Source organism: Streptomyces sp. NPDC021012 (assembly GCF_044333355.1).
Classification (GTDB): domain Bacteria; phylum Actinomycetota; class Actinomycetes; order Streptomycetales; family Streptomycetaceae; genus Streptomyces.
On sequence record NZ_JBIRQU010000005.1, the window covers coordinates 311778 to 332484 of the forward strand.

Annotated in this window: 20 protein-coding genes and 2 tRNA genes; 7 read left to right on the top strand and 15 right to left on the bottom strand. The window is 70.0% G+C overall.

The features are described from left to right. Positions 1 to 26: 26 nt before the first annotated feature. The 3 genes from ACH4TP_RS18920 to pknB all read left to right on the top strand — a co-directional run bounded on the left by ACH4TP_RS18920 (position 27) and on the right by pknB (position 5101). The gene (locus tag ACH4TP_RS18920) at positions 27 to 1466 is read left to right on the top strand and encodes an FtsW/RodA/SpoVE family cell cycle protein (protein WP_086830110.1); all 1440 of its coding nucleotides are present in this window, start codon (positions 27 to 29) and stop codon (positions 1464 to 1466) included. Then, the gene (locus ACH4TP_RS18925; RefSeq protein WP_389222627.1) at positions 1463 to 2929 is read left to right on the top strand and encodes a peptidoglycan D,D-transpeptidase FtsI family protein; all 1467 of its coding nucleotides are present in this window, start codon (positions 1463 to 1465) and stop codon (positions 2927 to 2929) included. The genes ACH4TP_RS18920 and ACH4TP_RS18925 overlap by 4 nt, the downstream gene beginning before the upstream one ends. A gap of 156 nt (positions 2930 to 3085) precedes the next feature. Next, a complete protein-coding gene (pknB, locus tag ACH4TP_RS18930; RefSeq protein WP_398438581.1) occupies positions 3086 to 5101 on the top strand; it encodes a Stk1 family PASTA domain-containing Ser/Thr kinase in 2016 nt (671 codons plus the stop codon). Between the two features lie 84 nt (positions 5102 to 5185). On the opposite strand, the gene ACH4TP_RS18935 is transcribed toward pknB, so the two are convergent. From ACH4TP_RS18935 to ACH4TP_RS18960, 6 genes are all read right to left on the bottom strand, one after another. After that, the gene (locus ACH4TP_RS18935; RefSeq protein WP_398438582.1) at positions 5186 to 5863 is read right to left on the bottom strand and encodes a class E sortase; all 678 of its coding nucleotides are present in this window, start codon (positions 5861 to 5863) and stop codon (positions 5186 to 5188) included. 37 nt (positions 5864 to 5900) lie between these two features. Continuing rightward, positions 5901 to 7151 (bottom strand): class E sortase, encoded by a 1251-nt coding sequence (locus ACH4TP_RS18940; RefSeq protein ID WP_398438583.1) that lies wholly within the window; start codon positions 7149 to 7151, stop codon positions 5901 to 5903. After that, on the bottom strand, positions 7148 to 7786 hold the full coding sequence (locus tag ACH4TP_RS18945) for an aminodeoxychorismate/anthranilate synthase component II (RefSeq protein ID WP_086830118.1): 639 nt from the start codon (positions 7784 to 7786) through the stop codon (positions 7148 to 7150). The genes ACH4TP_RS18940 and ACH4TP_RS18945 overlap by 4 nt, the downstream gene beginning before the upstream one ends. Then, entirely contained in the window at positions 7783 to 7944 is a 162-nt protein-coding gene (locus tag ACH4TP_RS18950; protein ID WP_015034837.1) for a hypothetical protein, read from the bottom strand. Before ACH4TP_RS18950 ends, ACH4TP_RS18945 begins: the two co-directional genes overlap by 4 nt. 64 nt (positions 7945 to 8008) lie before the next feature. Next, the gene (locus ACH4TP_RS18955; protein WP_389222618.1) at positions 8009 to 8680 is read right to left on the bottom strand and encodes a class E sortase; all 672 of its coding nucleotides are present in this window, start codon (positions 8678 to 8680) and stop codon (positions 8009 to 8011) included. A gap of 15 nt (positions 8681 to 8695) precedes the next feature. Beyond that, positions 8696 to 9463, bottom strand: a complete 768-nt coding sequence (locus tag ACH4TP_RS18960) for a DUF881 domain-containing protein (protein ID WP_398181113.1) — start codon at positions 9461 to 9463, stop codon at positions 8696 to 8698. 140 nt (positions 9464 to 9603) lie between these two features. Between ACH4TP_RS18960 and crgA the strand changes: the two genes are divergently transcribed. After that, a complete protein-coding gene (crgA, locus tag ACH4TP_RS18965) occupies positions 9604 to 9855 on the top strand; it encodes a cell division protein CrgA (RefSeq protein ID WP_030685820.1) in 252 nt (83 codons plus the stop codon). A gap of 337 nt (positions 9856 to 10192) precedes the next feature. On the opposite strand, the gene ACH4TP_RS18970 is transcribed toward crgA, so the two are convergent. Then, positions 10193 to 11056 (bottom strand): rhomboid family intramembrane serine protease, encoded by an 864-nt coding sequence (locus ACH4TP_RS18970; RefSeq protein ID WP_398181109.1) that lies wholly within the window; start codon positions 11054 to 11056, stop codon positions 10193 to 10195. Positions 11057 to 11078: 22 nt separating this feature from the next. Continuing rightward, positions 11079 to 11606 (bottom strand): peptidylprolyl isomerase, encoded by a 528-nt coding sequence (locus ACH4TP_RS18975; protein ID WP_398181106.1) that lies wholly within the window; start codon positions 11604 to 11606, stop codon positions 11079 to 11081. 212 nt (positions 11607 to 11818) lie between these two features. Here ACH4TP_RS18975 and ACH4TP_RS18980 point away from each other — a divergent pair, with 212 nt between their 5' ends. After that, on the top strand, positions 11819 to 12511 hold the full coding sequence (locus ACH4TP_RS18980) for a DUF5324 family protein (protein ID WP_398438584.1): 693 nt from the start codon (positions 11819 to 11821) through the stop codon (positions 12509 to 12511). Between the two features lie 366 nt (positions 12512 to 12877). Here the strand turns inward: ACH4TP_RS18980 and ACH4TP_RS18985 are convergent, their stop codons facing one another. Both ACH4TP_RS18985 and ACH4TP_RS18990 read right to left on the bottom strand, forming a co-directional pair. Beyond that, the gene (locus ACH4TP_RS18985) at positions 12878 to 13261 is read right to left on the bottom strand and encodes a DUF6344 domain-containing protein (protein ID WP_389222608.1); all 384 of its coding nucleotides are present in this window, start codon (positions 13259 to 13261) and stop codon (positions 12878 to 12880) included. A gap of 231 nt (positions 13262 to 13492) precedes the next feature. Beyond that, positions 13493 to 13565 (bottom strand) — tRNA-Ala (locus ACH4TP_RS18990). A 132-nt stretch (positions 13566 to 13697) separates the two neighbouring features. On the opposite strand from ACH4TP_RS18990, the gene ACH4TP_RS18995 reads away from it, so the two are divergent. Together ACH4TP_RS18995 and ACH4TP_RS19000 are read left to right on the top strand one after the other, a co-directional pair. Next, positions 13698 to 14246: a helix-turn-helix domain-containing protein gene (locus tag ACH4TP_RS18995; RefSeq protein ID WP_389222606.1), complete on the top strand. Its 549-nt coding sequence runs from the start codon at positions 13698 to 13700 to the stop codon at positions 14244 to 14246. Between the two features lie 63 nt (positions 14247 to 14309). Beyond that, on the top strand, positions 14310 to 15455 hold the full coding sequence (locus tag ACH4TP_RS19000; RefSeq protein ID WP_398438585.1) for a serine/threonine-protein kinase: 1146 nt from the start codon (positions 14310 to 14312) through the stop codon (positions 15453 to 15455). A 1-nt stretch (position 15456) separates the two neighbouring features. Here the strand turns inward: ACH4TP_RS19000 and ACH4TP_RS19005 are convergent, their stop codons facing one another. The 5 genes from ACH4TP_RS19005 to gyrA form a co-directional block, all read right to left on the bottom strand. After that, on the bottom strand, positions 15457 to 16773 hold the full coding sequence (locus tag ACH4TP_RS19005) for a hypothetical protein (protein ID WP_398181094.1): 1317 nt from the start codon (positions 16771 to 16773) through the stop codon (positions 15457 to 15459). Between the two features lie 200 nt (positions 16774 to 16973). Beyond that, positions 16974 to 17108: a DLW-39 family protein gene (locus ACH4TP_RS19010; RefSeq protein WP_003958712.1), complete on the bottom strand. Its 135-nt coding sequence runs from the start codon at positions 17106 to 17108 to the stop codon at positions 16974 to 16976. A 146-nt stretch (positions 17109 to 17254) separates the two neighbouring features. Next, positions 17255 to 17328 (bottom strand) — tRNA-Ile (locus ACH4TP_RS19015). 101 nt (positions 17329 to 17429) lie between these two features. After that, entirely contained in the window at positions 17430 to 17990 is a 561-nt protein-coding gene (locus ACH4TP_RS19020; RefSeq protein WP_389222600.1) for a DUF3566 domain-containing protein, read from the bottom strand. A 106-nt stretch (positions 17991 to 18096) separates the two neighbouring features. Beyond that, positions 18097 to 20706 carry a DNA gyrase subunit A gene (gene gyrA, locus ACH4TP_RS19025; protein ID WP_389222598.1) on the bottom strand — a complete coding sequence of 870 codons (2610 nt, stop codon included), beginning with the start codon at positions 20704 to 20706 and terminating at the stop codon, positions 18097 to 18099. Between the last annotated feature and the right edge of the window lies 1 nt (position 20707).

Sequence of the window (20707 nt, forward strand, 5' to 3'; positions counted from 1 at the left end):
GCACCCGTAGGGGGCCTTTCACCACCATGAGCGTTGTCACCAACACGACCACCATCGGCGCGATCGAGGCGCCGAGCCGCCGCAACACCGAGCTGGCGCTGCTCGCGTTCGCTGTCGTCATCCCGGTGTTCGCGTACCTCAACGTGGGCCTGGCCATCGACGGCAAGGTCCCGGCCGGAATGCTCGGGTACGGCCTCGGCCTGACCCTCCTCGCGGGCGTCGCGCACCTGGTGGTGCGGAAGTGGGCGCCGTACGCGGACCCGCTGCTGCTGCCGCTGGCGACTCTGCTCAACGGCATGGGTCTGGTGCTGATCTGGCGTCTCGACCAGTCGCCGCGGCTGATCTCGCTGGCGAAGCGCGCGTACGGGGCGTTCAGCCCGTCCGCGCCGAGCCAGATGATGTACTCGGCGATCGGCATCGCGATGTTCGTGGGCGTGCTGCTGCTGCTCAAGGACCACCGGGTGCTGCAGCGGTACACGTACATCTCGATGGTGGCGGCGCTCGTCCTGCTGCTGCTGCCGCTCGTGCCGGGGCTCGGCGCGGACGTCTTCGGCGCCAAGATCTGGATCCGCGTCGGCGGCTTCTCGATCCAGCCCGGTGAGTTCGCCAAGCTGGTCCTGGCGATCTTCTTCTCCGGCTACCTCATGGTGAAGCGGGACGCGCTGGCCCTGGCGAGCCGCCGTTTCATGGGGCTCTACCTGCCGCGCGGCCGTGACCTCGGCCCGATCATCACGATCTGGGCGGTCAGCCTCCTCATCCTGGTCTTCGAGAACGACCTCGGCACCTCGCTGCTGTTCTTCGGCATGTTCGTGATCATGCTGTACGTGGCGACCGAGCGGACCAGCTGGATCGTCATGGGTCTGCTGATGGCCGTGGCCGGCGCGGTGGTCGTGGGCTCCACGGCCAGCCACGTGAAGTCGCGTGTGGCCGCCTGGATCGACCCCTTCGAGTGCCTGAAGACGGCCACCGACCCGAACATGCTCAACGCCTGTGACCAGATGACGCAGGTGCTCATGTCGTTCGGCTCGGGCGGCATCCTCGGCACCGGTCTCGGCCAGGGCAACTCCGACCTCATCCAGTTCGCCGCCAACTCCGACTTCATCTTCGCCACCGTCGGCGAGGAGCTCGGCCTGACCGGCGTCATGGTCTTCCTGCTGCTGTACGGCCTGATCATCGAGCGCGGCATCCGCACCTCCCTCGCCGCCCGCGACCCCTTCGGCAAGCTGCTCGCGATGGGCCTCTCCGGTGCCTTCGCGCTGCAGATCTTCGTCGTCGCCGGCGGTGTGATGGGCCTCATCCCGCTCACCGGTATGACGATGCCGTTCCTCGCGTACGGCGGTTCCTCCGTGATCGCCAACTGGGCCCTCATCGGCATCCTGATCCGGATCAGCGACACCGCGCGCCGTCCCGCGCCCGCCCCCGCCCCGAACCCCGACGCCGAGATGACCCAGGTGGTCCGTCCGTGAACAAGCCGCTGCGGCGGGTCGCGATCTTCTGCGGCCTGCTCGTCCTCGCCCTGCTCCTTCGGGACAACTGGCTCCAGGCCGTCCGCGCCGAGGAGCTGACCGCCCACCCCAAGAACCGGCGCATCCAGATCGAGCGGTACTCGAACGAGCGCGGCAACATCATCGTCGACGGCAAGCCCGTCACGGGCTCCGTCGACTCGGGCGACAAGTTCTACAAGTACAAGCGGACCTATGTGGACGGCCCCATGTGGGCCCCGGTCACCGGGTACGCCTCGCAGGCCTACGACGCCAACCAGATCGAGAAGATCGAGGACGGCATCCTCACCGGCAACGACGACCGGCTCTTCTTCGACCGCACCCTCGCCATGTTCACCGGTGAGAAGAAGAAGGGCGGCGACGTCGTCACCACCCTCAGCGGCGCCGCGCAGAAGGCCGCCTACAAGGGACTCGGCAGCAAGACCGGCGCCGTCGTCGCCATCGAGCCGAAGACCGGCAAGATCCTCGCGATGGCGTCCACGCCCTCGTACGACCCCTCCTCCTTCGCCGGCTACTCCGGCAAGGACGAGAAGGCCTGGGTCGCGCTGGAGAAGGACAAGAACAAGCCGAAGCTGAACCGCGCGATCCGCGAGATCTACCCGCCCGGTTCCGTCTTCAAGGTCGTCACGGCCGCCGCCGCGCTGGAGAACGGCAAGGTCACCGACATCAACGCGCCGACCGACACCCCGGAGGGCTGGAAGCTCCCGCTCTCCACCAAGGAGATGGTCAACCACGCCAGGGGCTGCGCCAACGCCAGCCTGAACCGTGCCCTGGAGATCTCCTGCAACTCGGTCTTCGCGAAGCTCGGCGACGACGTCGGCCGCGACAAGATGGTCGAGATGGCGGAGAAGTTCGGCTTCAACGCCGAGCAGTTCACCCCGGTCCGTTCCTCGGCCTCCGTCTTCGACAAGAAGGCCGACCGCCCCGGCAACGCGCTCTCGTCCATCGGCCAGTTCAACACCGCGACGACCCCGCTCCAGATGGCGATGGTCACGGCGGCGATCGCCAACGACGGCAAGCTGATGAAGCCGTACATGATCGACCAGCTGCGGGCCCCGAACCTCGACGTCCTCAAGCAGAACGAGCCGGAGGAGATGAGCCGCCCGGTCTCGCCGGAGACCGCCCAGAAGCTCCAGCAGATGATGGAGAACGTCGTCAGCAACGGAACCGGCGGCAACGCCGATCTGCACATGGACGGCGTGAAGGTCGGCGGCAAGACGGGTACCGCCCAGCACGGCGAGAAGAACGCGAAGCGTCCGTACGCCTGGTTCATCTCGTACGCGAAGACCTCCGAGGGCTCCCCGGTCGCGGTCGCCGTCGTCGTCGAGGACTCGGCGGGCACCGACCGTGAGGACATCACCGGTGGCGGTCTCGCCGCCCCGATCGCCAAGGCCGTGATGCAGGCGGTCCTCAAGACCCGGGGCTGACCCCCTGGACCCCGTACGAGCCAGGTACCGGTCAGGTATCAGCTACCGGCCCCGGGCGGAACGCCTCCCCGGGGCCGGTAGCGTATGCGCGAACAGCACACACCGCCGGACCACCCATGGGTGCGGTCGGGACAGACGGAGAGGGCTGGATTAGCTATGGAAGAGCCGCGTCGCCTCGGCGGCCGGTACGAGCTGGGCCCGGTGCTCGGCCGTGGTGGCATGGCCGAGGTGTACCTCGCCCAGGACACCCGGCTCGGCCGCACCGTCGCCGTGAAGACGCTGCGGGCCGACCTGGCCCGTGATCCGTCCTTCCAGGCCCGGTTCCGCCGTGAGGCACAGTCCGCCGCCTCGCTGAACCATCCGGCGATCGTCGCGGTCTACGACACCGGCGAGGACTACGTCGACCAGGTCTCCATCCCGTACATCGTGATGGAGTACGTCGACGGGTCGACCCTGCGCGAGCTGCTGCACTCCGGACGCAAGCTGCTGCCCGAGCGCACCCTCGAGATGACCGTCGGCATCCTCCAGGCACTGGAGTACTCGCACCGCGCCGGCATCGTGCACCGTGACATCAAGCCGGCGAACGTCATGCTGACGCGCACCGGCCAGGTCAAGGTCATGGACTTCGGCATCGCGCGCGCCATGGGCGACTCCGGCATGACCATGACGCAGACCTCCGCGGTGATCGGCACGGCCCAGTACCTCTCCCCGGAGCAGGCCAAGGGCGAGCAGGTCGACGCCCGCTCCGACCTGTACTCCACCGGCTGCCTGCTCTACGAGCTGCTCACCGTCCGCCCCCCGTTCATCGGCGACTCCCCGGTCGCGGTCGCGTACCAGCACGTCCGCGAGGAGCCGCAACCGCCGAGCAACTTCGACCCCGAGATCACGCCCGAGATGGACGCCATCGTCCTGAAGGCGCTGGTCAAGGACCCCGACTACCGCTACCAGTCCGCCGACGAGATGCGCGCGGACATCGAGGCCTGCCTCGACGGTCAGCCGGTCGCGGCCGCCGCCGCGATGGGCATGGGAATGGGCATGGCGGGCGCGCCCGCGTACGGCGGGGGCTACGGCTATCCGCCCGAGGACCAGCCGACGACCGCGCTGCGCCAGGCCGACCCGGTCGGCCAGACGTCGATGCTGCCGCCGGTCAACCCGGACGACGGCGGCTACGGCGGTTACGACGACCGTCCGGACCGCCGCCGCGGCGGTGGCCAGAAGAAGTCGAACACCTCGACGATCCTGCTGGCCCTCGCGGCCGTCCTGGTGCTCATCGGCGCGGTCTTCATCGGTGTCGCGGTCTTCAACAAGAAGGACGCCCCGCAGCAGGTCACGGTCCCGCAGCTGGTCGGCCAGACCATGGAGGGGGCCAAGGGCCTCGCACGCAACGTCCAGGTGCAGGTCCAGCAGGCCGGCACCGAGCGCTGCGACCAGCCCAAGGGCAGCGTCTGCCGCCAGGAGCCGGTCGCGGACAACGTCCGGAAGATGGACATCAACGGCACCATCCAGGTGTTCGTGTCCGAGGGCGCCCCGCTCATCGAGGTGCCCGACGTCATGGAGCAGTCCCAGGAGCGGGCCGAGCAGAGCCTCAGGGACAAGGGCTTCAAGGTCAAGGTCGAGCAGGAGGAGTCCGACCAGGACCCCGGCACGGTCCTGCGCCAGAACCCCGAGGGCGGCACCAAGGCGGAGCAGAACTCCGAGATCACGATCACGGTCTCGAAGAAGCAGCTCACCCAGCTTCCCGACCAGAAGGGCCGGACGTACGACCAGGCCTACCAGCAGCTGACCTCGCTCGGCTTCACGAACGTGTCCAAGGAGGAGGTCGACAACGACCAGCCCGCGGGCACGGTCGTCGACCAGACCCCGCAGGGCCCGTCGAACCAGCCGAAGGACGTCCAGATCGTCCTGAAGGTCTCCAAGGGCCCGCAGCAGCAGACGGTCACGATCCCCCCGGGCCTGACCGGCAAGAAGTTCAAGGACGTCCGGGACCTGCTCCAGGGCCTGGGCCTGCAGGTCGTCCAGGTGGGCTCCGACAAGGAGGACGCCCTCGTCCTCGGCACGAACCCCCCGGAGGGTTCGACGATCCCCACCAACCAGCCGGTCACCGTCACCACGCTGGGCGGTGGCGGCGGGGGCGACAACAACGGCAACCCCGGCGGCGGCTTCTTCGGCTGACGCCCGCCACACACAGAGAAGAGCCCCGGCATCCGGTAAGCGGATGCCGGGGCTCTCCCGTGTTCCCGAAGCCGTCTCCGAAGATCAGCGCAGTTCCGCCGGGGGCGTCCGGTCGCGGTCGACCTTCTCCGTGCGGACCAGTTCGCCCCAGACGATGTAGCGGTAGTCCGAGGTGTACATCGGGGTGCAGGTCGTCAGCGTGATGTAGCGGCCGGGCTTGGTCTTCCCCGATTCCTTCGGCACCGGCTGGAGGACGTCCACGTTGTACTTCGTGGTCTCGGGAAGCGTCTTGTAGACCTTGTAGACGTACCAGGTGTCCTTGGTCTCGAAGACGATCGGGTCCCCGGTCTTCACCTTGTGGATGTTGTGGAACTTGGCGCCGTGCCCGTCCCGGTGCGCGGCGAGCGTGAAGTTGCCCTGCTCGTCCTGCGGCAGCGCGGACTTGACGGGGTCGGTGTAGTAGCCGGCGACGCCGTGGTTGAGGACGTCGGTGCCGGTTCCCCGCTTGACCAGGACCTCGCCGTTCTTCATGGCGGGTACGTGGAGGAAGCCGATGCCGTCCTTGGTGTCGAGCGCGCCGGGGCCCTGGTCGGCCCAGTGGTCGCGGACCTGGGCGCCGTCCTTGTCGGCGGCGCGGTCGGCGAGGACGTTGGTCCACCACAGGGAGTAGACGACGAAGAGGCCGAGCACCAGGCCCGCAGTGATGAGGAGTTCGCCGAAGAGGCTGATGATCCCGGCGATCCGGTTGCGCGCGCGTGCCACTAGGTCGTCCCGTCGTCCCGTCCGGAGGTGTGGGGTCTCAGCCTACGAGCGGTTTCGGCTTTCCCTTGCTGCGCGGGCGTTCCTCGACCAGCTTGCCCCACACGATCATGCGGTACGTGCTGGTGAACTCCGGCGTGCAGGTGGTCAGGGTGATGTACCGGCCGGGGCCCTTGAAGCCGGACTGCTTCGGCACGGGGTCGATCACCGAGACGTTCGAGGGCGAGGTCTGCGGCAGGATGCTGGTCATCTCGTACGTGTAGTACGCGCTCTGGGTCTCGACGACGATCGGGTCACCGGGCTTCAACTGGTTGATGTACCGGAAGGGTTCGCCGTGCGTGTTGCGGTGGCCGGCCACCGCGAAGTTGCCCTGCTTGTCGGCCGGCATGGCCGTCTTGAGCTTGCCCTCGCCGTAGTGGCCGACCATGCCCTTGTCGAGGACCTTGCTCTTGCTGGTGCCCTCGGCGATGGGGACGACGACGTCCAGCTTGGGGATGTACATGATGGCGAAGCCCTTGCCGGGCTCGAAGGCCTCGGGCTGGCTGTCGCCGCCGCCCTTGGACCAGGTGTCCTCGATCTGCTCCTTGGCCCGGTCGGTCTCCTGGCCGGCGAGGACGTTCGTCCACCACAGCTGGTAGGCGACGAAGAGGAGCATGACGACGCCGAAGGTGATGAAGAGTTCCCCGACGACGCGGCTGGCGACGACGCCGACGCTCTCCTTGGCCGCGCGGGCGGCCCGCCGTGCCTCCACGCGGGACAGCGGCCGCCCTTCGGGAGCGGGCGCCGCGGGGGCCGCGCCCCGGCTCCTGCCCCGGCCGCCCTTGGCGGCGCGGCGGCGCTCGGCCCGCCCGGGCCCCGAGGGCGGCTCGGAGCCCTGTTCCACGACCGGTATGGGCGCCGTCTCGTCCCGCGGGACCCGCGGGGACTCCGGCGCCCCGTACGGCCCGTACGGGGGCTCGTAGGGGCCTTCCTGGGCGACGTCCGACTGGGACGCGGGCTCCTCGTACGCGTACGGCTCTGCGGGGACGTACGGGTCGGCGGGCGGTGCGTACGGATCGGCAGGCGGTGCGTACGGCTGCTCGGCAGCGGCGTACGGCTCGGCGCCCGCGTACGGCTCGCCTCCCGCGTAGGGCTGCTCCGCGGGCGCGTACGGTTCGGTCGCCGCGTACGACTCACCGCCCGCGTACGGCTCAGCTGGCGCGTACGGCTCTGCGGGCGCGTACGAGTTCCCGGGTATCGGCTCGGGCGCCGGTCCGTTCGTCGTCCGGAACCACGGCGAGCCCGTCGTCACGCGACGGCCTTGCCCACCACCGGAGCGAGCCCCGCCGACCGGCCGACCGCTCCCTTGTCGCCGCACTGCTCCAGCCAGTTGGCGAGCATCAGGTGACCGTGCTCGGTGAGGACCGACTCGGGATGGAACTGCACTCCCTCGACCGGGAGTTCACGGTGGCGAAGCCCCATGATGATGCCGTCCTCGGTCCGCGCCGTGACCTCCAGCTCGGCCGGCAGGGCGGCGGGCTCGGCGGCCAGCGAGTGGTAGCGGGTCGCGGTGAACGGCGAGGGCAGGCCGGCGAAGACGCCCTGGCCCTCGTGCGTGACGAGCGAGGTCTTGCCGTGCAGCAGCTCGGGCGCGCGGTCGACGACGCCGCCGTACGCCACGGCCATCGACTGCATGCCGAGGCAGACGCCGAAGACGGGCACCCCGGTGTCGGCGCAGTGCCGGACCATGTCGATGCAGACCCCGGCCTGCTCGGGCGCGCCCGGCCCCGGCGAAAGGAGCACGCCGTCGAAGCCGTCCTGCGCGTGCGAGAGCTCCACCTCGTCGTTGCGGAGGACTTCGCACTCCGCGCCGAGCTGGTAGAGGTACTGAACGAGGTTGAAGACGAAGCTGTCGTAGTTGTCGACGACGAGAATTCGCGCGCTCACTGGCCGTCCACTGTCACATCGTTGAACGGAAGCAGAGGCTCCGCCCAGGGGAACACGTACTGGAAGAGGACATAGACGACCGCGAGGACCAGCACGATCGAGATCAGCGCCCGTACCCACGCGTTGCCCGGCAGATGCCGCCAGATCCAGCCGTACATGACGTGGACCGCCCCTTCCGTTCGTTACGGGGACCAGAGTACGGGGCGAGGGGGCCGTGAGGGGTCAGCTGTCCAAAGCCTGTGGACGACCGTCGGTCACCGGGCGGGTGGCGTCGAGGTGCGCCCAGACGATCAGCCGGTGGCTGCTGCCCCACTCGGGGTCGCAGGTGGTGAGGGTGAGATAGCGGCCGGGCCCCTGGAAGCCCGACTTCCTGGGGACGGGGTCGACGACGGCGGTGTCGCCGGGGACGGTCCGGTAGGGGCCGCGGTCGATCCGGTACGTGAACCAGGTCGTGCCGTCGGTGAGGACGACCGCGTCGCCGGGGCGCAGCCGCGGGAAGTCCTTGAAGGGGTCGCCGTGGGTGCGGCGGTGGCCGGCGACGGCGAAGTTCCCGGTGCCGCCGAGGGCGGCGGTGCGGCTGTAGTGGCCGAGGCCCTGTTCCAGGATGCCGGGGCCGGTGCCTTCGAGGACGGGCCACTTCCAGTCGCGGCCGAGCCGGGGGACGTACATCACGGCGATGCCCTTGCCGGTGACGTACGGCGCAGGTACGCGCGCGGGTGCGGGGGCCGGGGCGACGGGTGCGTCGGCCCACGCGCGCTGGAGGGTGTCGATCTGGGCGGCGCTGGCGCTGTCGGCCTGGACGCCGGTCCAGTACAGGAGGTAGGCGACGAAGAGGACGACCAGGGCGCCGGCGGTGATGCACAGCTCGCTGAGGGTCCTGACGACGAGACGCAAGCGGCCCTCCCGCTGTCAGCTCACCGGCTTCGCGTAGTGGAGGTCCACTGTGCCCGAGTACCCGGGAAGAGTCACCGCCCTGTGCTCGTCGACTTTCCAGCCGAGCCCGTACGCCTTGACGTACAGCTGGTAGTTCTGGAGGGCGGGGGAGGCGGCCAGGGCCTTGGTGAGCTTCCCCCGGTCGCCGACGGCGGTGATCCTGTACGGCGGGGAGTAGACGCGGCCCTGGAGGATCAGGGTGTTGCCGACGCAGCGGACGGCGCTGGTGGAGATGAGCCGCTGGTCCATGACGCGGATGCCTTCGGCGCCGCCCTGCCACAGGGCGTTGACGACGGCCTGGAGGTCCTGCTGGTGGATGACCAGGTCGTTGGCCTGCGGTTCGGGGTAGCCGGGGGCGGCCTGGGCGTTCGGCGGGGCGTCGTCGAGGGTGACGGTGAGACCGGCGCCGGCGACCTCGCTGGTGCCCGCCTTCGCTTCGAGGGCGTCGAGCTTCTCGTCCTGCGCGCGCGTGGAGCCGTCGTCGCGGGCGGCGAGGGAGTCGACCTGGTGCCGGAGGGCGGCGGTGGACTCGTCGAGGCCGGCGTTCTTGTGGCTGCGTTCCTCGATGAGGTCGGAGAGCCTGAGGAGCGAGGCGTCCGTGCGGAGGTTCGTGCCCTTGGCCGTGTTGAAGCTCGTGACGAAGATCAGTCCGGCGAGGGCGAAGACGGCGAGGGTGAGCACCCGGACGGGGCGCCACCTCGTGGTGCGGCCCGGCCCTTCGGGAGTGTCGGCGGAATTGCTCAACGTACCCTGATCCCCTTCAATGCCTCGGAAGCACTACGCTAACGGACGCCTGGGGGACGCAGTCGTCCTCCTTCGTCACATCCCGGCGCCAGCCACAGTTCCCTGCGCGGTCACGCAGCGCATCGACAGGAGAGTCCCTCGTGCCGAAGTCACGGATCCGCAAGAAGGCCGACTTCACGCCCCCGCCCGCCAAGGCGACCAACATCAAGCTGACGAACCGCAGCTGGGTGGCGCCCGTGATGCTGGCACTGTTCGCCATCGGTCTGGTGTGGATCGTGGTCTTCTACGTCACCGACGGCTCCATGCCGGTCGAGTCGATCCGGAACTGGAACATCGTGGTGGGATTCGGCTTCATCGCGGCCGGCTTCGGCGTCTCCACGCAGTGGAAGTAGCCGTCTCCGCACGGTGGACGTAGCCGTCTCCACGCGGTGGACGTAGCCGGGTAGCGCTTGCGCGGGCCTCCCGTCAAGCTCTCCCCCGAGCTTATCCACAGCGTTGTGCACAGCACTGGATAACTTACGAAGATCTGTGGATAACTCGCACGAGGTTGACGCCGGTATGACCGGAATCACCCCCGGCGATATACACAACGCCCCTCGCCTCCCTGGAGAAACACCAGGTCAGAGGCGAGGGGCGCGGTCTTTCCCCACAGAGCGCGGAAGATCCGCCACGCACTGTGGATAACTCTGGGGAAAGCTCACAGAGAAGCTCTTCCACAGCCCTGTGTGCTCAGGTGAGCGCAGCCGATCGGGCGAGCACGATCCCCAGGTCGATCAGGAGCACCAGTCCACAGGCCCCGTACTGCACGAGGTCCCGCCGGGCCCGGGGCGCGTGCACCATCGCGTACGTCAGCAGGACGCCGGCGACCAGACCGCCGACGTGCGCCTGCCAGGAGATCCCCGGACGGGTGAACGTGATGAGCAGGTTCAGCCCCACGAACAGGAGCGCGGGCCGCATGTCCTGGCGCCGGCGCCGGGCCAGCACGATCCAGGCGCCGAGCAGGCCGTAGACGATGCCGGAGGCGCCGAGCGAGAACTGGTTCTGCGGGGAGAGCCAGTAGGCGAGCGCGGAGCCGGAGAGCCCGGAGAGCAGGCAGAGGGCCGCGTACCGGATCCGCCCCAGCTCGGGTTCGACGATCCCGCCGATCATCCACAGGCCCAGCATGTTGAAGAGGAAGTGCGGGATCTCCTGGTGGAGGAAGGCGGAGGTCAGCAGGCGGTACCACTCGCCGTCCGCGACGCCGACCGGTTCACCGCTCGGCAGGTACGCGCCGCCGATGAGCGCGAGGTCGTCGACGAGCCGGTCGCCCACCACCTGGACGGCGACGAACAGCGCCAGGTTGACCGCCATGAGGATCTTGGTGACCAGGCGCCCGTCCGCCGCCACCCGGCCGCCCGCGAGCGTCCGGGGCTGGTTGGCGCCGGCGGAGTGGCCGGTGCCCGAGCCGTCCCGTACGCATTCGGGGCACTGGAAGCCGACGGACGCCGAGATCATGCACTGCGGGCAGATGGGCCGCTCGCAGCGGGCGCAGCGGATGCCGGTCTCGGTCTCCGGGTGGCGGTAGCAGCGCAGCAGACCGGGCTGCGTGTCCATGGCGGGTTCCGTCCCTTCCGCCTCAGCGCTTCTCGATCACCACGGACTCGACGACCACGTCCTGGAGGGGACGCTCGGTGTGCGGGTCGGTCGGGGCGGTCGCGATCGCGTCCACGACCTTGCGGCTCTCCTTGTCCACGACCTCGCCGAAGATGGTGTGCTTGCGGTTCAGCCAGGTCGCGGCACCGACCGTGACGAAGAACTGCGAGCCGTTGGTGCCCGGGCCGGCGTTGGCCATGGCCAGCAGGTAGGGCCGGTCGAAGAAGAGCTCCGGGTGGAACTCGTCGGCGAACTCGTAGCCCGGGCCGCCCGTGCCGTTCCCCAGCGGGTCGCCGCCCTGGATCATGAAGCCCTTGATGACCCGGTGGAAGACCGTTCCGTCGTAGAGCGGGTCCGAGGAGACCTTGCCGGTGGCGGGGTGCGTCCACTCGCGCTCGCCGGAGGCGAGTTCCACGAAGTTCCGGACGGTCTTCGGGGCGTGGAACGGCATCAGCCGCACCTCGATGTCGCCCAGGCTCGTCTTGAGGATCGCGTACAGCTGCTCGGCCACGGTCGCCTTCCGTCCCACGTCGTGTCGCGTGGTGTCGCGTCGCGTCGTCCCGCGCCCCGCGTCCCGCGTCATGTCACGTCTGTCTCTGGTGTGTCCGATCCTCGCATGCCCCGGATGCCCGCCCCACATGCCGGAGCCCGCTCCGGCGGGCATGATTCCGAAAAGGATGGAAAGGTGAAAAACCGACATCGCCACCGAGGAGGAGGAATCCCGTGACCCGCATGGACAGCGTGCGCGCCGCGACAGGTTCGGCGAAGGAGAGCGTCCTGCACGCCGCGGAAGTGGTGGCGCCGTACGCCGGCACGGCCAAGGACCAGGCCGCGCACTACGCACACGAGGCGCGGGCGGCGCTCGCGCCGAAGGTCTCGAAGGCCGCGTCCGCGGCCCGTACGCAGGCTCGCACGCAGTACGACTCGTATGTCGCACCGCACGTACCGCCGCGGGTCGACGCGGCCGCACACCGTGCGGCGGTCAAGACCCGCCAGGCCGCCCGTCAGGCGGCCGACTACACCGTTCCGCGCGTCGAGAGCGCGGTCGCCGCGACCGGTCCCGTCCTTGAGGAGGCCGGAGCGCGTTCCACCGCCGCCTGGGCCGCGCTGCGCGGTCAGGTGACGCCGAGGGAAATCCAGAAGATCGTGAGGAAGCACGAGCGTCGGGCCAGGGCCGGACGCCTCGCCAAGGGACTCGTCGTCCTCGGCCTACTGGTCGGCGGCGCGTTCGCCGCCTGGAAGTGGTGGGACAAGCAGGCCAATCCCGACTGGCTGGTGGAACCTCCCGCGGCCACCGAGGTGGACGAGGACTCCTCCCCGTCGTCCGTGGACGGCAGTGGGGCTCCCCTCGACACGGAGGCCGAAACCGACGCGGATGCGGAGGCCGAGGCCACCGAACGCGACGAACGCCGCTGACCGACCACCACTCCTGCCGGGGCCGTACTCGGGTCGTACCGGGTTCTGCCGGGTCGTACTGGGTCCTACCGGGTTCTGCCGGGTCGTACTGGGTCCTACCGGGTTCTGCCGGGCCGTACTGGGTTCTGCCGGGTCGTACTCGGGTCCCGCCGGGTCGTAAAGGGTTCTGCCAGGGACGCACCCGGGTCGTACCGGGTCCTGCCGGGGCCGTACTGGGGTCGTACTGGGGCTGCCGGGGCCGTACCCGGGTCCTACCGGGTTCTGCCGGAGTGCGCCGGGCTGCCGCCCGGGTCGTGCTCGGGCCTGCCGGGGTCGTACTCGGGTCCTGGCAGGGTCGTACCGGGTGCGGGGAGTCTCCCCGCGCCCCTACGCCGCGGCCGCGAGCGCGAGCTCGGTCAGCGCGGCCGGGTCGCTCTCGGCGGCGGCGGTCGACGAGGACCGCTGGCGAGCGGCGGGCGAGGAGCCGTGGGCCTCGGCGGCGATGCGCTGCTTGATGGTGGGCGGCAGGGAACGGTCCCCGGCGAGCGGCCACCGGTGCGTCCGCTGCGCCGGTACGGAGGCGAGGGCGCGCTCCCCGGCCGTGACGGCGCGGACGGCGGCGGGCACGGCGGGCGCGGCCGGCTCCTCGGGCTGCTGGACGGCGGGCTGCGCGGCCGCGGCGGCGGTGTTCGCCAGGCCGACGGAGGCGAGCAGGGCGAAGAGGACGGAGACGAAGGCGGTCCAGAACTGCTTGACCTTGGCGGTGGCCATGGCCCCTCACTTTCGTGACGTTCCCGGATGGTTCATTTCAGGTTGCGCGCTTTACATACCTTTCTCATGATCTGGATGGGGCCCCGGTTTCCGTGGACCGACGCCGCCGTCGCGCAGTTCTTCCGATGAACACCACCCGGTCGGCCCAGCCCCGCCCCGGTCACTCAGCGCCACACACGCGAAAGACCCCCTTGCCCTGCGCTGCCGCAGGCCAAGGGGGTCTCGTCCGGGTGGAGCCTAGGGGAGTCGAACCCCTGACATCTGCCATGCAAAGACAGCGCTCTACCAACTGAGCTAAGGCCCCGGAACGAGGACAGCGTACCGGGTCACCCCCCATGTCCGGCAAAAGGATTGGGACTCCCGGTCAGCGACCACTCTCCGTAAGATGCTGCCCGAGGTTCGCAGTGGCGAACCTAAGGGATGGGGAGAGTACGTGATGGACGCAGCGCAGCAGGAAGCCACGGCAAGAGCCAGAGAGCTTCAGCGCAGTTGGTACGGGGAGCCGTTGGGGGCGCTCTTCCGTCGGCTGATCGACGACCTCGGGCTCAATCAGGCCAGGCTCGCGGGCGTACTCGGACTCTCCGCGCCCATGCTGTCCCAGCTGATGAGCGGCCAGCGGGCCAAGATCGGAAACCCGGCCGTCGTCCAGCGCGTCCAGGCCCTCCAGGAGCTCGCCGTCCAGGTCGCCGACGGCAGCGTCAGCGCCGCCGAGGCCACCGACCGCATGGACGAGATCAAGAAGTCGCAGGGCGGCTCCGTCCTCACCAGCACGGCCCAGACCACCACCGGCTCCGGTGCGCCGACCGTGCGCCGCGTGGTCCGCGAGATCCAGTCGCTGCTGCGCTCCGTGGCCGCCGCCGGCGACATCATCGACGCCGCCGACTCGCTCGCCCCCGCCCACCCGGAACTGGCAGAGTTCCTCCGGGTGTACGGCGCCGGGCGCACCGCCGACGCGGTCGCCCACTACGAGTCGCACCAGAACTGACGCGGCCCGGCAGCCGGCCGGGACCTCGGGGAGACGACGCGGACGGGGAGCGGGCGCAGCGCGATGGGTGAGGTCTTCGCTGGTCGGTACGAGCTGGTCGACCCGATCGGACGCGGCGGGGCGGGCGCGGTGTGGCGGGCCTGGGACCACCGGCGGCGCCGCTACGTGGCGGCCAAGGTGCTCCAGCAGAGCGACGCGCACACCCTGCTCCGCTTCGTCCGCGAGCAGGCGCTGCGGATCGACCATCCGCACGTCCTCGCCCCGGCCAGCTGGGCCGCCGACGACGACAAGGTCCTGTTCACCATGGACCTGGTGGCCGGCGGCTCGCTGGCCCACGTCGTCGGGGACCACGGCCCGCTGCCGCCCCGTTTCGTCTGCACCCTGCTCGACCAGCTGCTCTCGGGCCTGGCCACGGTGCATGCCGAAGGGGTCGTGCACCGGGACGTCAAGCCCGCCAACCTCCTCATGGAGGTCACCGGCACCGGGCGGCCGCACCTGCGCCTGTCCGACTTCGGCATCTCCATGCGCAAGGGCGAACCCCGCCTCACCGAGACCAACTACGTGGTGGGGACGCCCGGTTACCTCGCGCCCGAGCAGCTCCTCGGCGCCGAGCCGGACTTCACCGCCGATCTCTTCGCCGTCGGCCTGGTCGGGCTCCATCTCCTCCAGGGCCGCAAGCCGGACTCACAGGCCCTGGTGGAGCACTTCCTCACCCATGGCACTCCCGGCGCCCCTGAGGGCGTCCCTGAGCCCCTCTGGCAGGTCCTCACCGGTCTGCTCCAGCCCGATCCCCGGGCCCGCTTCCGTACGGCCACGGGAGCCCGCACGGCCCTGAACGCCGCCGTCGAGATGCTGCCCGCGCAGGGCCCCGCCGAGGAGCCGGTCCAGATCGTCGACCGCCTCGGTCCCCTCCCGCCCGGCTTCGGCCCCGAAGGCCCCGGGATGACCGAAGGCCCCGGAGCCCCCGAAGTCCCCACGGGCTTCGGGCCGCCGCTGCCCGGCCCCTCCGAGACGGGCAGCTTCCACCTGCCCCCGCCGGCCGCGTACCCGCCGCCCTACGCGCCCACCGCACCCGCACCCACCGTGCCCACCGTGCCCCCACCCGCCCCCGTACGCCGCCCGGGGCCGCCCCCGAAGGTGGCGGTCCCGGTGCTTCTGCTCGCGCTGGTGTCGCTCGCGGTCGGGTTCTGGGCGCTGGGGCGGATCTGAGTCAGGCCCGCCGCCGGGCCAGCAGGGTCCAGGCGCCGAGCCCGAGGAGCAGGACGGTGCCGGTGCCGAGCCCGGCCGCCGCGAGGGCCTTCATGGTGCCGTCCGCCGTGGCCGGTGCCCCGGCGGCGCCGTTCTCCGCCGCCTCCCGGTCGTCCTTGGTCACCGAGAACATCCCGGGGTCCGCGTCGTACGCGGGAGCCTTCTTCGGGGTGCCCCTGACGTTCACCCGGAGCGTCAGCGGCACCGGCTTGTCGCCGTACGCGGCGGCGATCTCCGGGCTGAGCGTCGCCGACAGGTAGTACCAGCCGGCGAACCTCATGCCGTTGGTGGCCGTGTCGTACGAGGTGCGGTTCTCGTGGGCCACCGGCCGCAGCGGGTCGAGCGCCACCGTCGCGGGCCTCCCGTCGTAGCCGACGGTGCCCGTGTCGACGAAGCCGAGGGCCGGGTTGGCGAGCGAGAGGGTGAGCGCGTTGCCCACCAGGTCCCCTTCGGTGCCGCTGCCGAGTTCCGCGCCGGCGAAGAGCTGCTGCCCCCAGTCGACGGGAACCCGGTAGAAGAGCGTCTGGCCGGGCCGGAGGTCGGCCCGCCACTCGCCCTCCCGCAGGGAGACGGCCTCGTGGAACCCGGCGCCGCCCTGGCGCCTCCGCTGGCCTCCGGACGGCGGCGCGGGCGTGGCCGACGGCCAGGCCTCGGGGAGCGCCGTGGGGCCGGCCTGGGCGAGGAGGGGTTCGGTCACGTACCGGAGCTCCAGCTCCCAGTCGTCCGCGCTGGACTCCGGGGCGGAATCGCGCTCGACGAGGACGTAGTAGGCGCCCGGCTTCTGGCAGCTGTAGGAGTCGGGGTCGACGATCCGGCGGGCGTAGCCGACGAGCGGCCTGGCGTACTTCCCGGAGCCGAAGTCGACGTCCTGGTAGCCGCAGTCGGCTCCGGAGTTGTCCTGGATGCCGACCTTGAAGCCGTCGCCGTACGCGACCCTGGCGCCGGGCTTGGGGACGGCGACGACGGAGACGTACGCGTTGCGCCGGGTGTCGAGGTCGATCCGGTAGTAGGCCTTGCCGTCCTTCCTGAGGGTGTCCCGGTACGTCCGGTCGGTCCTCAGGGTCTTCGCGTCGAGGCTGGTGGCGGCGCCCTGGATCCGCTGGGCCGAGCCGTCGAAGGCGTACGGCGGTACGCCGGCCCCCACGGCCCCTTCGGAAGCCCACGCCCCCTGCGCGGGCAGTGCCCCCACGGCCCCCACCACCGCGACCGCCGCGATCAGGGCCCCCGCCCTCCGGCCGGTCCCCGTCCCGGTCCGCCGCCTCGCGGCCTGCGTGCTCACGCGCTTCTCCCGTCCCCGTCCGGTGGTGCCGCCCATCCTGCCCCGCCCGTCCCTACGGTGTCCGCCGTCACGGCCTCCCCCGAGGATTTGCGTGAGCAAGCGAAAGGTTCACGAAGGGAAACAGAAGAGGCGTGGTCCGGAAACGATGAAGCCCCGGTCCGCTTGAGCGGCCGGGGCTTCACCCACAGAATGCGTGTCTCTCAGACACCGGAACCTGCGGGCACGGAGTCGGTCGCCTCCGTCCACAGGTCCTGCTCGGCGCGATCCGCCTGGATCTGGCGGTACACGAGGAGCCCGCCGATGGCGGCCAGTGCGACCAGGAGAAGCTTCTTCACCGCGCGACCTCGTCTTTCGTTGACGTAGGAGACTTCTGACGCCCACTCTACACATCGACCGATACCGATCGGTGACCTGTGCGAGCTTCAAACCTCACACAAACGGATCGACCCGGATGGAGTACCATCCGGGTCGATCCGATATGTGGGGCTAACAGGATTTGAACCTGTGGCCTCATCCTTATCAGGGATGCGCTCTAACCAACTGAGCTATAGCCCCTCCGTCTGCTTCGCGGTGTGTGTCCCGCTCGCTGACTCCTGAACATTAGCGCACGTGGGGGCCAGTCCCAAAATCGGTAAGCGCACCGGCCCCCGCGCACGTCATTCGTCCTCGGCCAGCGTCAGCTCGACACCGCCCACGAAGCCGGCCGACAGGTTGTAGATGAACGCGCCCAGCGTCGCCAGCGCGGTCATCAGGACCACGTCGATCACGGCGATCACCGAGGTGAACATCAGCACCCGCGGCAGCGACAGGAACGACTGCAGGTCGAAGCCGTTGGACTCGTTCGAGCCCGTGGCCTCGCTGATCGTGCCGCCGACCGTCGAGAAGACGCCCATGGCGTCCATGACCATCCACAGCACCGACGCGGCCACGACCGTGCAGACGCCCAGTGCGATGGAGAGCAGGAAGCTCACCTTCATCACCGACCACGGATCGGCCTTGGCCACCCGCAGCCGCGCCTTGCGCGTCCTGGGCGTCGTGCTCGCCCCGGTACGCGGCCGGCGCACGGCCCCGGTCTGCCCGCCCTGCGTACCGCCCGCGGGCGTGCCGTACGCCTGCGGCGGGTGGTAGGGCCCTGCCGGCTGCCCCTGGGGGCGCTCGCCGGGCAGTGGCCCGTTGTACGTCTCGTACGAGGGCTGCTGCCCCCGAGTGTCCGTCACCGCAACCCCCTGGGAGTCCGTGGCGGGGCCACGGGCGCCGTTCGCTCCCGCACCGGCAGAAGCTCCGGCAGCCGCCGATCCGGCGCCCGTGGCTCCACTCACGCTCTTACTCCTCGTGCTCCCCGGCCGGGGCCTCGGTGCCCTCGGCCGCTTCGGCCTCGCCCGAGCCGTCCGACTCGACGACGCCCTCGGCGTCCTCGGCATTGTCGGCGTACTCGTCTTCGCTTCCCGCCTCGGCGTTCCGCGCGATGCCGACGACGGCATCGCGCTTGCCCAGGTTGATCAGCTGGACGCCCATGGTGTCACGGCCGGTCTCCCTGACTTCGTTGACTCGCGTACGAATCACACCGCCGGACAGCGTGATGGCGAGGATCTCGTCGGTCTCCTCGACCACCAGCGCGCCCACGAGCGAGCCGCGGTCCTCCACGATCTTGGCGGCCTTGATGCCGAGGCCGCCACGGCCCTGGACGCGGTACTCGTCGACGGGGGTGCGCTTCGCGTACCCGCCGTCGGTCGCGGTGAAGACGAAAGTACCGGGCCGGACGACATTCATCGAGAGGAGCTCGTCGTCCTCGCGGAAACTCATCCCCTTGACGCCCGAAGTGGCGCGTCCCATCGGACGCAGCGCGTCGTCGGTGGCGGTGAAGCGGATCGACTGCGCCTTGCGGGAGACGAGCAGCAGGTCGTCCTCGGCGGAGACCAGCTCGGCACCGATCAGCTCGTCGTCGCTGCCGTCCTCCCGCTCGCGCAGGTTGATGGCGATGACACCGCCCGAACGGGGCGAGTCGTAGTCCTTCAGCGCGGTCTTCTTCACCAGTCCGGCCTTGGTGGCGAGCACCAGGTACGGGGCGGCGTCGTAGTCGCGGATCGCCAGGATCTGGGCGATCTGCTCGTCCGGCTGGAAGGCCAGCAGGTTGGCCACGTGCTGGCCGCGGGCGTCCCGGCCGGCGTCCGGCAGCTCGTACGCCTTGGCCCGGTAGACCCGGCCCTTGTTCGTGAAGAAGAGCAGCCAGTGGTGGGTCGTGGAGACGAAGAAGTGGTCGACGATGTCGTCCTGCTTCAGCTTCGTGCCGCGCACGCCCTTGCCGCCGCGCTTCTGCGAGCGGTAGTCCTCGGTCTTCGTCCGCTTCACATAGCCGCCACGCGTGATGGTGACGACGATGTCCTCCTCGGCGATCAGGTCCTCGATGGACATGTCACCGTCGAAGGGCACCAGCTTGGAGCGGCGGTCGTCGCCGAACTTCTCGACGAGCGCGGCCAGTTCCTCGCTGACGATGGTCCGCTGCTTCTCCGGCGAGGCCAGGATCGCGTTGTACTCGTTGATCTTCGCCTGGAGCTCGTCGTGCTCGGCGATGATCTTCTGGCGCTCCAGGGCGGCGAGCCGGCGGAGCTGCATCTCCAGGATCGCGTTGGCCTGGATCTCGTCGATCGCGAGGAGGTCCATCAGGCCCGTACGGGCGACCTCGACCGTCTCGCTGCGGCGGATGAGGGCGATGACCTCGTCGATCGCGTCGAGGGCCTTGAGGAGGCCGCGCAGGATGTGGGCGCGCTCCTCGGCCTTGCGCAGCCGGAACTTCGTCCGGCGGACGATGACCTCGATCTGGTGCGTCACCCAGTGGCGGATGAACGCGTCGAGCGAGAGGGTGCGCGGCACGCCGTCGACGAGCGCCAGCATGTTCGCGCCGAAGTTCGTCTGCAGGTCGGTGTGCTTGTACAGGTTGTTGAGGACGACCTTGGCGACGGCGTCGCGCTTGAGCACGATGACCAGGCGCTGGCCGGTCCGGGACGAGGTCTCGTCGCGGACGTCGGCGATGCCGCCGATCTTGCCGTCCTTCACCAGGTCGGCGATCTTCTGCGCGAGGTTGTCCGGGTTGGTCTGGTACGGCAGCTCCGTGACCACCAGGCACTGGCGGTTCTGGATCTCCTCGACCTCGACGACCGCGCGCATCGTGATCGAGCCACGGCCGGTGCGGTACGCCTCCTCGATGCCCTTGCGGCCGACGACGAGCGCGCCGGTGGGGAAGTCGGGGCCCTTGATCCGCTCGATCAGCGCGTCGAGGAGCTCCTCGTGGCTGGCGTCGGGGTGCTCAAGGGCCCACTGGGCGCCGGCCGCGACCTCGCGGAGGTTGTGCGGCGGGATGTTGGTGGCCATGCCGACGGCGATGCCGGCGGAGCCGTTGACCAGCAGGTTCGGGAACCGGGCCGGGAGGACCGTCGGCTCCTGGTTGCGGCCGTCGTAGTTGTCCGTGAAGTCGACGGTCTCCTCGTCGATGTCGCGGAGCATCTCCATCGACAGCGGCGCCATCTTGCACTCGGTGTAGCGCATGGCGGCGGCCGGGTCGTTGCCCGGGGAGCCGAAGTTGCCGTTGGAGTCGACGAGCGGCATCCGCATCGACCAGGGCTGGGCGAGGCGGACGAGCGCGTCGTAGATCGAGGAGTCGCCGTGCGGGTGGTACGTGCCCATGACGTCACCGACGACGCGGGCGCACTTGTAGAAGCCCTTCTCGGGCCGGTAGCCGCCGTCGTACATCGCGTACAGCACGCGCCGGTGGACGGGCTTGAGGCCGTCGCGGACGTCGGGCAGCGCGCGGGACACGATGACGGACATCGCGTAGTCGAGGTACGAGCGCTGCATCTCGGTCTCGAGCCCGACGGGCTCGATCCGCAGCACGGGTTCCTGCTCTTCGGTGGTGCCGGAAGTGGTTTCGTCGGCCATT